Origin of the sequence: Lysinibacillus sp. PWR01 (assembly GCF_043359455.1) — a bacterium.
GTDB classification, from domain to species: domain Bacteria; phylum Bacillota; class Bacilli; order Bacillales_A; family Planococcaceae; genus Lysinibacillus; species Lysinibacillus fusiformis_F.
The window spans coordinates 57,226-70,575 of the sequence record NZ_JBHERJ010000067.1; the positions used below are offsets into that span (position 1 = coordinate 57,226).

The window sequence follows — 13,350 nt, forward strand, 5'->3', positions numbered from 1 at the left end:
TCGTTTTTTACAATAACTATACTATATTTTTAAATGATGGATAAAAAAATACGGAGAGTATAGCACCCCATCATTTTCGTCTGTTCAACTAAATACAAAAGGGTGTGCTAAAAGTAGCGAAACTTTTAGCACACCCTTATACCATTATAGTGATGACATTCACATCTTCTTAGTCTGTATACCGCGAATCGTACTTTTCGGAATTGTTGCATCATGCTCCACAATGAATAGTTTGGGTAAGCAGTAATAAGCTTATGTTGTAGCTCTTGGAGATAAAACGTAAACACCTTATTTTTTCGCTCATTCTAATGCGCTATCAAGCTGATTGAGCACGGTATAGTCTAGTGAAGTAGCTAAGTTTTGCAGTAGTGCGAGTGCAAAAAGAAGTGAACATAGCTATTTTGGTAATAAATTTTCAACTGTTATTGTCCATCTTACCTTTGGATTGATAGATAAATTATCATTACATTTCATTCACCGTTAGCAATATGTGAATATTCTCTTTTCAATCCTTCTTTACAATAGTTATATTACCAACTACTATTAGCATCATAATAATTCCTTTAACTATACAACCTTACCATTCATTAATTTCGTAAGCCTCATTGTAACCTTGCTTTACTCTATTTATTTCTCTCAACAATCATCGCGTGACTTCCAAGTTCTTTATAGCTTTTGAAAAACTTATCGGCATTATGTGAGACTCTTCCTTTTAGCGGATTCATCACATGAACGGTATTATTGAGCTCATTATAGCCAACTAGCACAACAGCATGGAGATTAATCGGTGCTTTAAAATATTCCTTTGTATCACTGAAATACCAAGAAGACGATACTTTTGGCGTACTTAAATCCAAGGTCACCCAAATGACTACTGGAACATTATGATTAATTTTCTCATAGAAAAACTCTTTTTCCTTGCCACTTACATCAGTTGCTGTGTATTTAGTCGTTCTTCCGATGAAAAATTTTTCTGCAGAAGCAACAATGGGAGGTGCATAAGAAAAGAAGCCTGTCCCTAAACGAGGGTCACCTGCATAGGCTTTATAAGGATTCGGACCGTATCTTTTATTATTCTGATAGGTAAATGATTCCTTCGGTAAATAATTATTTGCCATTTCCATTTTGTTTGTTGAAAATCCATAATAGTTTAAAACAGCTGTTAAAGACGTTATTTCACAGCCATTTGGCAATTCTGGATTTTGCTTAATAATTGGAACCGTTATGTACATTTTATTTAGCTTGGGTTCTTCTGCAGGGGCTTGCGCTTTTGGCGGCTCTGGTGCTACACGATACGTTTCATCTAATACCCTCGCCATCATCACGGCAAATTCTGCTCTTGTTAAAAAGCGTTCTGGTTGAAACGTCCCATCCGCAAAACCGAAAACAATTTCATTGTTCACTAATGCCTGAATAGACGAATAGGCCCAATCGTTCGTTGTGACATCCTTAAATTGAAGTGAAGAAAGACCACTTAATTCAAAAGCTCCTGTTAGAATTGATGACATTTCTGCCCTTGTCACAAATGCGTTCGGTTTAAATTCTTGCCCCTTTACAACATCATCAAAAACCCCTTCAGCCATGACGGCAGAAATGATATCGAAATGAGCATCTTCATTTTTCACATCAACCAATTGTGGGTCAGGTCGATCGATCACACTGTATCCCTTCGCTCTCGTAACCATTAACGCAATTTGTAATCGCGTTAATTTATCATTAGGTGCAAAACTCCCATCTGGATTTCCCTGAATAATATTTTGTTGAGATAAGTATTGGATTTCCTTGCCTGCCCAATGCTTTTGATCCACATCTTTAAAAATCATTTCAGCTGCATAAACATTCGATGCAAAGTAAAGATTATTAATCGCAATAATTAAAACAATCATTAGTAATAGTAACTTTTTCCTCATATAACGCTCCTCTGTTTTCAAAAATAATCATATTTATACTAAATTACAATAATTATATTTTCTACATAAGAGGATTTTGTATCATAATAGGAGCTTAGTAAAAAAGGGGGGGATTTTGTAAAAAATTCACTGAATTTGTCTATAGTTTGAATACATCAAATCTACACTATGTAAATTCTGGATATATTTCACTGCTGTTTGAGGTAGTTCACTCTAGTTGACTCGTTCTCACCTTTGCAAATAAAGGGGGAGTTACTAGAGCTCATTCACTTTACTTCATTCATAAATTCTCTAAAACTTTCAATGGTTTCTTATGCTTTAGTACGATATAAATAATGAGCTCATTCAAAAGTCATCACTTTCCCATGTATTAAATCATTTATTTGTATTTCCAATGAGTTTGTCTTCCCTATGGAAGCAAATAAAAAATGCTAGGGTGGGACAAGAAATGTCAAAATCAATTAATGAGGAATCGATATTTGATGACAAGTTTTCTGTCAAGAATCTGCAGTTTAGGAAAATAATAAATTCTACCCCCAATAACAAAGAAAAACATAGGGAGATTTTAGTCTTCCTATGTTTTCATTCAATTATTGATCTGTTTGTTCTTGCTTCTTTTTCAAATACTCCGCACGTATTTTCTCAAGTTGCTGCTTTTTATCAAATTTAGCTGGCTTGTTTTTTTCATGATACTTTGCCACAGCCATCTTACCTTTAGTATCCAATTGATATTTCCCCACTTTGGTTCACCTACTTTTTCTGCCTTTAAAGAAACCTATTCAACAAATATAGTATACCTTATTTTGTTGATGTAAACCTTTTTACTATATTGTTGTACCGCTAAATTTTAAATTCAGTAAAAGCTTAGTAAATAATTCTTTGCCAGATATATTAACATATCTGTATCCACACACATTTTAGATGATGATACCTTTATTCTTATTTAGCGCTACAATATTGCTCATTTTTATGTATGGAGACGGCGGGTGTTCAGTCTATAAAACAGAAAACCTTATTATATCAACGTTTGAAGGGCATTTTCGAGGGTCAAAAATGGCTCTTACAAAGGAATTAATAAGGTTTGATAAAAATGCTTACGGAGACTTAAGAATTTTTGATTAAGTTATGGATATATATTAAACAGTTCTTTATAGGGATCTTCTGTTGCGTATAAATCCTGATTCATACTTGTACACTTACAAGACATTGTTTCTTTTTTTAACTGTTTACGATACTCATAATAAAGTTTTTCTAAAGATGGAAAATCAAATTTTTTCAAGCTGTTTTTAGGTAACCTTTTTCCCGTGGCCTGAAAATAATAATAATTAATTGATTTATATACCCAATTATCTAGCGTATTTAATTGATTATAGTCTGTAATAACTAAAAAAAATCGCATCCAATTTCTAGATTTTTCAAATTCACCACAATTTTTGCATTTATTTTTTTTGTAATCATTTCCAAAATATTTATAACTCATTCTTAACTTTAAAAGTTCCAAGGACCTCTTTTTACTAAAATCTGTCGTATTTAAAATATTTTCAATTCTTTTTTTGAACTTCAAAACATTCGATTGTTTGATACTAATATGCCTATTGGAAATTGTAAATCCAACAAAGTTTATTCCTCTCTTACAATTCACCTTACTAATCTTAGTTTTTTCAGGGTCTGGATGTAATGTTAATTTAATACTATTTAAATATTTTTCACACTCGTCTTTTACTTTAATAATATCTTTTTCGGATTTAGCTAAAATTACAAAATCGTCTGCATACCTAGTATATCTGATATTATGTTTGGATTTTAATGTCGACATTACCCAGCAGTCAAATTGATGTAAATAAATATTTGCTAGCATTCCCGAAATAATTCCACCTTGAGGAATCCCTTCATTTCTTTTTACTCTTATAACCTTATTTTTATTCTTCCTTTTATAACCCTTATCTACATGAATAAAACGATATAAAAGTTTTTGGATTTTTGGCATATCATTAAAGAAAATCTTAATCTGATCGTAAAGTTTATCATGAGGTATATTATCAAAAAAACCTTTTAAATCAGCATCCAAAGCGTATATATATCCTTCATTTAAATCATTATAAACTTTTTGAGCTGCCTTTTGGGCATTCACATTCTTACGATATGCAAAACTCACATAAGGTAATTTAGTAAATTCTCTTTCAGTAATCGGGCTTAAAAAATCATATAACATCTTTTGAGTCAGTACATCTCTTATTGTAGCAATTGATAAAACTCTTGTTTTCCCAAGCTTCTTTGCTTCTTCTATATTTAATTGAGGGTCTTTAGAAATTTCTATCTCTCTTAAAGGATAAAAAAAGTAATTTCCTCTTCTAATTCTTTTATAAATCATATCTATCTGATGAGGAAGGTTTTTTTGAAATAGGATGTAATCGATATTATCTAGACCTTCTGGGACTTTCACTTTTTTTTCCTCAGTCAAATTATCAGTCTTTTGAGCAACATATTCTTCAAATACATTTTTAATATTTTCTTTTATCACTATTTTTTCAAAAAAATTTTTTTCTTCCATAAAATATGGTATTCCTCCATTTTCTGCGGCGGTGGGCAAGGAGGAATGGGATTCAACCGCCTCCCTATCTTAATAAGATAGGTTAAAGTTCTAACAGCCTCATATGTAATATAAGACTGCTGGATAAACTGATAAGTCAATTAATAGTTGCATTAAGAGATTCATTAGCATTATCCTCCATTCAATTTCAGCGTCTATAATTATATTATAAATCGTCGAAACGAATGCCCTATACCGATTATCGGGACGCGTGTGTAATACACACGCTATAGGCTAAAACCTACGTGTTAAATTTTAACATAAAAAATATTTTCGGGATAGTCTAATATTCACGGTGCATATACACTATGTTATAAATCCTTTTCAATTAAAAGTCTTCGGAAGTTCGAAAAGCAAATTTTATCAAATCCATCTACTTCCTTATCAACAGCAGAATAAAAATTTGGAATATCTTTAGGGTAAATAGGTTTTCGATCAATTCGAGCAAATGGTCCATCCGTTTCAAAAAGTATTTGTTTAACTGGAATATGGGCAATTATATTTAATCCGTTTTTAGTCATTAACATTTTCGGATTTATAGAAAAATAATATCCTTTTTCAACCGCTTGTTTCAAAACACTAATTTTGCCTGTGTACCAATGAAAAATTGCATGTTTAACTTCATTTTCAAGCAAAATATCAAGTACTTCCCTCTCAGCGCCTTTACTATGGATAGTATATATACGCCCTTTATTAAACCTTTGACTAGAAACATATCGAAAAGCCTCTATTTGAATGCTTTTTTCTCTATCGCTTATTCCAGAAAAAAAATCTAACCCTACCTCCCCAATGTATCTAGTGGTAGCTATATATTTTTCGAAAAGGTCTTTATTTAAAAGATATTCATTTGAAACTTGTGGATGATATCCTAGGCATAGTCGAATGTATTTAAAGTTTGAAAACCTACCGAAGTACTTTTCGTATAACTCAGGTAAATTAGTTACAAATAATGTGTAGATTTTGCTTGTTTCATATTCTAAGGCCAACTCATACGGATTAGGATAGAAATCAATATGCACGTGCGTATCGATGTAAGTCATACTTTTCCATATACCTTTCAAATTCTTTAGCAAACTTATTCAGCATTTCATTCGTTTTAACTAAATAATCAGCCTCATCATAGTACTTTGACTTAATGTTTAATTCACTAAAAATTTCGTTGTTTCTTATGAGCTGCACATATTTTTGAAAGTATTGCACATTAGAAATAAATTCATAATAATATACATCTGGTTCAAAATTCTGTTCTTCATAATCAAAGTAATATAAACAATCATACTGTTCATTGTCATATGCAGCCATTGAAATTTTTCTCAATAAGCATGGAATACATACTCCACATTGCCCAACATGTACTTTTAATACGTCCGATCTTCCAGCTCCACATGTGAATGAATCTTTGATTACACCTTTAAAATCTAAATTCATTTCATTTATTGATTCACCTTTTGTTTTGAATAATAACGGATGTTTAACTTGTACATTTATGTTTAAATCCTCCAATAAATTATTGTATTCAAACAAAGTTTTGGGATGTGTTGTCTTCGTTGTAAATCTATCATAAAGGTTTGGATTTAATGTTAAAACACCATTTTCATACAGGTTAACCTGATTAGATTGATTATAATATGCCTTAGCTACTGCTAAAGAAAAATAGAGCAGTGAACGGGTTGCTTGTGTATAGTGTTGTTTCTTATCAACTGGTTTCTCTATCAAAATTATATCAGGGGTAGGATTTAGTTTTTTCTTATAAAAATCAGCAAGGAACCTCTGTTTAGTTGCTTCTTCTCGTTTATTGAGAAATCCAATATAATCGCTAGAAATGTCATTTTTGAAATTATAATACGCTCCTGTTAAAGAATCTAATCCTCCTGAAAATAAGCTTACAATTCTTTGATTTGGACCATATAACGATAATTTCATTTGTCTTTCTTTTCTTGCTATTAAATCCTTATTAAATGGCTTAAAAGAAATTTGATAGTCTTCACCAGAAACCCATTTTAGTAAAAGTCTAAGTCTATTAGTTAAACCTTGCCAAACTTCAACATGGAAAACTGGAATCTCAATAGAAAGATGGGTTTTCCTGGCAGTTACAGATACATCAACGCAATATACTGAACCCATTACTGTAATTAAATCGACAATAGTTTTATCTTTGTCCTTAAAATAATCAACCTCAAATTCCTGCATCAATTGAAGATGTAATTTCTCGTTTACTAATCCGTTCATTAGAACTCACCAAACGTTACATTTTTAGCAGCTTCAACAACAGATTTTAGTACTTCACTAAACTCTAAGTCTTTTGCTATATATTGATCTATTTTACGCTGTGTTTCATTATCTATAATTTGATTTGAGACATTATTAACCATTAATTCAATATCATCATAATTTAATTCATCATAAACTTCTTTTAATGTATCATGTAATTCCCCTATGAGTATTTGCTTTACTACATTAAATAATAATTTTTCGATAAAACTCGTTAGAACTAAGTCTTCATTCTTCAAAAAATTTGTCATTGTAATTTTAAAGCTTCTTTCTAAAAGAGCTTTATCTGCGAATAAATTATCCTCATTATCTATTAAATCCAAGATATGATTTACAAATTGCTCGGTTGTAATGGGATCGTTTTTTATTTCTTGCTGAGTAATGCCATTAAAGCCTTCCTTACTTAAAACTTCAAATTGATTAGAAATGATACTGATACATTTGTTTAAAGTTGCTTCATCTAAAAATTCTGTATTTATTCTTTTCAAAGTAATTATTTTCTTTGTAACATCTGGTGTTTTGTCATTGATTTTTTCAACAGGTACATCTTGCAGCATTTTCTTGATTTCTTTATTAAGCTTTCTTTTTGAAGTTCCCATAAACACTCACCTTTTCTTATATGCTAAAAAACGATAATTATTTGAAAACAATTGAACTTAATAATTTATTTCATCTCAACCTCTACACCCCATGTATCAGCATCAAAACCTGCATCAATAAATAACTTCTTACATGTCGTGTAAATACTTTTTGCACTAAAATTAACTTCTATAAAATGCCCATTCGACAATTGCTTAGCACTACGCATCTCGTTATTCTTCTTTTCTACTGAGATTAGTAATGATCTCGTCTGCAACAATTCTTGGTAGTATTCAGGATTATTTTTGTAAATGAACAGAATAGTATGTTCTAAAACTTCTCTCCAAACTTTTACCTTAGTCGTTTCATCACCTATGAATAATAAGCGTGGCGAGCTACCTGTTACATCATTGTCTTTAACACTAGCAAGTCCAAAATACGGCCATGCTAAAATGAATTTTTTATATAATTTTTCTGTTCTGTCAGTGATTGCTTGTTCATCCCAAGTATTATATTTAACGAGATCCTTATTCAATTCAAAATTGCTCTTACTATAATATTTTTTCTTAGTAGAGAATGATTCGTTCGATAGCTCTGAATTATAGCCACTTAATGTTAAGTTCCCAATAACATGCAAATATTTTTCGTGAACTTCTTCAAAATTGCTACCTAATTCAGCTTCCCAAGATTCAGTTAAAGTTTGTGGCATGATATGTTCAATGGTAGCCTTCGTTAAATCAACTTTCTCTTTATGACCAAAGCTTTCTTCAAGTACACTTAAAATAAACTTACATTTCTCTCTCTTATCACCAGCGCCATATAAAGGTGAATTGATTAATTCATGAAGAACTTCAGTATCCTTAGGGTAGCCTCTCACCTGTAAAAATGCTTTTAATTCTTGAATAGAGTCAGCTTCACTAAATGGTTTTAACTGGTTATATAGCGAACCAAACATTTTATTTAATGGTTTCGATTCGATATTGCAAACGTATCTTCTAACAATGAAATTATCGATTATCGACAAAATTTCAATGAATTGTTCCAGACTGTATTTCTTCACATCAAAATCACGATAAACATAAAGTAAAAATGGAAAAGCGGTACGTGCTTCAAACTGTTGAATACGCTTTAAGTAGTATTGAATTTTTTCATTAGACTCTTTTTCTGGATGTAGTAATTTATCATAGTAAGTTGCAAATACAGCCAGCTCCTTCAAATAATCAATGACATTCGCTTTATCTGCTTGCTGCTTTAATTTCACATAAACATCTTTCTTTTTGACATTTAAGTTTACACCCATTAAAAAATGTCTGATGAACTCAGTTAAAGAATCGCCTAAATTCGTTTGCATTGGCAGCCAATAGCCTTTATACATTTCTTCTTGCTCTGATGGTTCGATACGCATAAATAAGTAGTTTCGAATTAAGTCTGCTTCTGTTAATGGTTGTCCTTTTGCATTTAAGCTTTCAAATACTAAATACGGATTATCATCTGGAGACAGTACAATACTAACTAACGAAAGATTATGTAAAACCCCATTTTTCAACTGCTCCACATCCGTTGTTAAATCATGCAACTTATTTTTAAAGTAGTCATAGCATTTTATAAGCCCACTACTTTGATCTGATTCTAAAACTTCTTTTTTTATAATTCTTTTAAAGATATCTTTATCAACTTGCGTTGGTAACAATTTAAAATACTCTTCACCTTTTTTAAAACGATTTACAAGCATCGTTTCGTTAATTTCAGCAGCTAATTCAGGTAATCCATCTTCCTCTGCTTTGTCACGAATAACGCTTAATAGAACAAGTAATGTCGTTAATCGTTGTTGTCCATCAATTACTAAAAATTGTTGCACGCCAGTAGGATTTGCATTTACCGGTATAGATACGATTGATCCGATAAAGTGATTTTCATATTGTTGTGCCTCATCAACTAACTCCATTAAATCTTCCCATAATGTTAGCCATTGTTTTTGATCCCAACTATATGTACGTTGAAACATTGGTATGATATATTGCTTCGAGCCTTCAATTATTTCTTGTAAATTTGTTTCATTTGCTTTCACTTAGATCACTCCAAATTTATAGGGTCGATGTATATAGTTTTGCTTACTTTCAACCTTTTTTGATAAGTTCACTTTACCACATTTTTACTTTATTTATAATAAAAGCAGAAGTAAGCAATTGCGCTCTCTTCTACTCTTTAATTACAAGCTTTAATTTAAATTTCATAATAAATAGACTAGCATCAAGTGAACACAGTCCCTACTTTTATTAATATTGAAATGGCACAACATTATACTTTTCACATAAATTTTTCACCATCTCTATATAAATCTTTTTTGCATTAACTAAATCATTTTTTTGTAAGTAGTCATATCCAACTTTTATATATTGATTATATAAGTGTAAATATAACGCTTTCGGATTTGGTTCGGCATCAATTTTTTCCACAATTACAGGTGCAATGCGATAATACTCTACTATTAAGTCTCTTCCATCATCATCGAAACGTAAATGCTCATCACGATATTTTTTATAATTTAATATTTCATCACAATTATCTTCTTTCCCTAAAGCAATACAAGTTGCTGTTGTTAAGAAACACCAAGATTTACTTGATGAGTAGCTTGAACTTGAAGAAGAAGAACTATACGATCTACTACTGCTATAACTTTGCTTCACTTCGTTTGATTGAATCCAACCGGTTACTTTATGTAGCTCTATTTCTGCATAAGAATGTGACTGCCTTACAGCTTTTTCAAAATAATTTTTGGATTTTTGTAAGTCCTGCGACAATACATTACCGTATTGATAAATTTTCCCGCACATAAAGTTACATTCTGCGTTATCTACTGTTGATAAATAATTAATCGCTTTGCGATGATCTCCGTCCCAATAATATAACTTCCCTAAACGTTCTGTTACTTCTTTTGAGCGCTCTTTTTCATGAACGTAGTGATTTAATTTTAGTGCATTCGAAAATACAACCTCTAAGCGATCATCTGGTAAATTGTTTCGACCTTTTCTAAAACGATTAAATTCTATTTCTGCTAGTTTTTGCAATGCTTGAAAATGTTCAAATGTCGCGGCAATCTTTAAAAACGTTAACGCTTTGCTATATTTGCTATTTAAATAATATTTTCCTACTAGATAGCAAGCTTCAGGAACTAATAAACGTGCAATGCTTTCTACCTCTATAATATTCTTTTTATTTATAAACGATAATAAAAGCTCGGCTGCTTCAGAATTACCGAGATTCATTGCTTTTTTAAAATAAAATTGTGCATCGACATTATTTGAAACTGAAATTGCAGCTTTACCTAAATACAGATTAACCTCTGCATCGTAGTTATTGTGATAAAACTTTTTAAGCTTGTTATAAAGAGATTTACTTTTAATAACTGAAAAATATTTAATACTAATATATGCTGTCACATCGTTTAATGGTAATTCATTTAAAATATTTATACATTTAACAATTTCTTCTTTTTTACCTTTTGAATAGGCCTGAATGATTGATGTATAAATAGAGTCAGAATTTCTCAAACGCTCAATTGCTACTTTATATCCCGTATTATCTTTTATTTCAAGTGCGACAAGTGCCTGTTTTGCGATGTAAAGCTGAGCTTTGTTAGAGAAAAGGGCATCAGAAAGTATAGGACTTACAAATAATTTTTCAATCTCCATTAAATGTTTGTTGCATTGTAATAAATGTTTAACTAAATTTTTGTGGGATATTTGTTTAGCCTGTAACTGTTTCTTTAAATTATTGCGAATTGATATAATATTTGCCTCAAGCTCTTCATCGCTAACCGTTACTAAATCTTTAGAAAGCCCATTTACTAAATATTGCTCATAAGCTAACTCTTTTGTCACATTAATTAAGTAATCTTGATATGTTTCAGTAAAAATATCATAGATCGCCGGCATCATACATGGCTTATTAAGCTGCTGAAGTAATACTGGCACTTCTTCAAGTATTAAAGAAGACAACTCTGTTTCTACGTTTTCTCCAATAATAAAACGTTGTTTAGCATAGTTCGGTGCTTTATATTGATTCAATTGCTTATGAAGGGGTTCAATCATAATCGACGCTTCTGCCATATTATGTAGCATTTTATATATTTCACTTTGTCTTGAAACAAATTGTGGTAAGTAAATAAATGCAATATGCTCAAACGGACATTTTGCTTCTATATAAAACACTTGAATAAATTGATCTACATCGAGCTTTTCTTTATATAATTGCTGATTCACATGTCGAAATTCATCGGGCGATAACTTTGATAAGTTTTCTAATGTATTTTGTGCAACAATCGTTGTTTTTTCTGATGCAGATAAAATCATCGGAATGTTTGCGTTTTGTCTAATAAATTTTGCATATTCCTGCATTTGATTTTGCTCAAACCATTGTGGAACGGCATGCTTTTTACCCTCTATAACAACTAGCGTTTTATTTTGCAAATGGGGTGTGCGAACGATAAATTCAATTTCTCGTATAGCCGATTTTAAATTGATTAAAAAATTAGTTTTATTTTCATAGCTGCTTTTATCAATGACTGGATAAACTTCTGTTGTTACATATTGTAAAAACGATTGAAATTGCTGATTTGCTTTGACATTGTTAAACTGTGAGGTTGTTTCCTCTGTTAATAACTTTCCTAATACTTGAAAGGTTTTTTCGATTTTTGTCATTGGAAACCTCCAGAAACAAGAGCATTGAATTGATTCAAAATTTGTTCCTTTGTTTTTGCTAAATTTTTTCTACAATTACTAATTTCTTTTATTTCTTGTTGTAGCATTGCATAAACCTTTGTTAACGTTTGAATTTCTGAAATATCGTCAGATTTAAAAATAAAGTTGCCAACATCATTACGTCTTTTTTGCACCGCATTGAAATACTCATCAATTTGATGCTCTAGCTGATTAATGATTTTTTGAATTTCCTCTTCTAATGGTACAAATGTATTCGACTTACGGTTAATTTCCTTAAAGTACGTTTTTAAATAGTTGCGATTTAAGTACTCTTTTTCATCTTGAGCAGAATAAGCAACTACCTCATACAAAGGAATGTTTGATTTTTTCAAATATTCCTTTGTTGTATTAATAATATTTTCCACATCCGATTCTGTTTTTTTGTCGCATTTGTTAAATACAATTAGAACCGGATTTTTCATATTTAATAATTCAATAAAATCAATATCCGCTTGCTTAATAACGCCATTTTCCACATCAATTAACCAAATTAAGTAGTCGACAGATTTTAATTGCATTAATGCCTTTTCATTATCTGTAATCGCTTGCTTTTTCGTTGTATCAACTTTTGAGTACCCTGGTGTATCTAAAATCGCAATCGATTCGTAGGGAAATACCGGTGTTGAAATAACTAAGTTATTGATGAAGTGCGAAAATCCTAAATTGTACGTACTGTAAAACGCGTGACTTAGCGCTTTTACGGCATCTAAATCTAACTGTACAGATTGGTTGTTTTTTGTTAAAGCTTCGATAAACAAGTTGTCGCCTTTTACGATATACGTAGCAATCGATGTTGTTGGCACTTGGTCTTCTGGTAAAATTGTCTCACCAATAACCGAATTAATAAACTTTGATTTTCCCGCGCTAAATTGACCGCCAATACCAATCGTTTTCTTTTTTTTCAGTAAAGCTACTTTATTTTGCTCAAATAATTTATCACTTAATTTTACAAGCTCTTGATACAAATGAACTTCATTTTTCAGTTGAATTTTATTGATAGATTGCAATAGCTTGTTATCAATGAGAGTGTCCAGACGACGTATATTTCGTAATTTACTTTTCGTTTCATCAGTTACGCCTAATAAGTTTGAAATAAGGTTTAACCCTTTAGCTGAGTCCGCTAAATAAAGGTTTTCCGCCTCGTACTCTTTCTCTAAACTAAAATCAAATAAATCATCATCTGCAGCAAATAAATCGGAATCATCAAGTGAAAATAAATCCATTTTCTTCGTCATATGAA

General features: G+C 31.1%; 9 protein-coding genes. All 9 read right to left on the reverse strand.

All coding sequences use genetic code 11. The annotated features are described in order from the left end of the window. Window positions 1-623: 623 nt before the first annotated feature. Window positions 624-1,910 (reverse strand): S-layer homology domain-containing protein, encoded by a 1,287-nt coding sequence (locus ACEVFT_RS13595; protein WP_393950313.1) that lies wholly within the window; start codon window positions 1,908-1,910, stop codon window positions 624-626. Between the two features lie 590 nt (window positions 1,911-2,500). After that, complete coding sequence (locus ACEVFT_RS13600) at window positions 2,501-2,650, reverse strand: hypothetical protein (protein ID WP_347723990.1); 150 nt, start codon at window positions 2,648-2,650, stop codon at window positions 2,501-2,503. Between the two features lie 383 nt (window positions 2,651-3,033). Next, on the reverse strand, window positions 3,034-4,461 hold the full coding sequence (locus ACEVFT_RS13605; RefSeq protein ID WP_393950314.1) for a reverse transcriptase domain-containing protein: 1,428 nt from the start codon (window positions 4,459-4,461) through the stop codon (window positions 3,034-3,036). A gap of 350 nt (window positions 4,462-4,811) precedes the next feature. Beyond that, entirely contained in the window at window positions 4,812-5,519 is a 708-nt protein-coding gene (locus ACEVFT_RS13610; RefSeq protein WP_340807275.1) for a TatD family hydrolase, read from the reverse strand. Continuing rightward, window positions 5,509-6,729: an adenine nucleotide alpha hydrolase family protein gene (locus ACEVFT_RS13615; protein ID WP_393950317.1), complete on the reverse strand. Its 1,221-nt coding sequence runs from the start codon at window positions 6,727-6,729 to the stop codon at window positions 5,509-5,511. Before ACEVFT_RS13615 ends, ACEVFT_RS13610 begins: the two co-directional genes overlap by 11 nt. After that, on the reverse strand, window positions 6,729-7,370 hold the full coding sequence (locus tag ACEVFT_RS13620) for a hypothetical protein (protein ID WP_258860370.1): 642 nt from the start codon (window positions 7,368-7,370) through the stop codon (window positions 6,729-6,731). The genes ACEVFT_RS13615 and ACEVFT_RS13620 overlap by 1 nt, the downstream gene beginning before the upstream one ends. A 65-nt stretch (window positions 7,371-7,435) precedes the next feature. Next, window positions 7,436-9,418, reverse strand: coding sequence for a DUF262 domain-containing protein (locus ACEVFT_RS13625; RefSeq protein WP_393950319.1), 1,983 nt, complete (start codon window positions 9,416-9,418; stop codon window positions 7,436-7,438). Window positions 9,419-9,626: 208 nt separating this feature from the next. Then, window positions 9,627-12,050 carry a CFI-box-CTERM domain-containing protein gene (locus ACEVFT_RS13630; RefSeq protein ID WP_393950321.1) on the reverse strand — a complete coding sequence of 808 codons (2,424 nt, stop codon included), beginning with the start codon at window positions 12,048-12,050 and terminating at the stop codon, window positions 9,627-9,629. Next, window positions 12,047-13,345, reverse strand: coding sequence for a dynamin family protein (locus ACEVFT_RS13635; protein WP_393950322.1), 1,299 nt, complete (start codon window positions 13,343-13,345; stop codon window positions 12,047-12,049). Before ACEVFT_RS13635 ends, ACEVFT_RS13630 begins: the two co-directional genes overlap by 4 nt. Between the last annotated feature and the right edge of the window lie 5 nt (window positions 13,346-13,350).

Bases quoted from the DNA above. Each gene is read 5' to 3' on its own strand.
- ACEVFT_RS13595 (WP_393950313.1), bottom strand. From the start codon at position 1,910: ATGAGGAAAAAGTTACTATTACTAATGATTGTTTTAATTATTGCGATT.
- ACEVFT_RS13615 (WP_393950317.1), bottom strand. From the start codon at position 6,729: ATGAACGGATTAGTAAACGAGAAATTACATCTTCAATTGATGCAGGAA.
- ACEVFT_RS13605 (WP_393950314.1), bottom strand. From the start codon at position 4,461: ATGGAAGAAAAAAATTTTTTTGAAAAAATAGTGATAAAAGAAAATATT.
- ACEVFT_RS13635 (WP_393950322.1), bottom strand. From the start codon at position 13,345: ATGACGAAGAAAATGGATTTATTTTCACTTGATGATTCCGATTTATTT.
- ACEVFT_RS13630 (WP_393950321.1), bottom strand. From the start codon at position 12,050: ATGACAAAAATCGAAAAAACCTTTCAAGTATTAGGAAAGTTATTAACA.
- ACEVFT_RS13620 (WP_258860370.1), bottom strand. From the start codon at position 7,370: ATGGGAACTTCAAAAAGAAAGCTTAATAAAGAAATCAAGAAAATGCTG.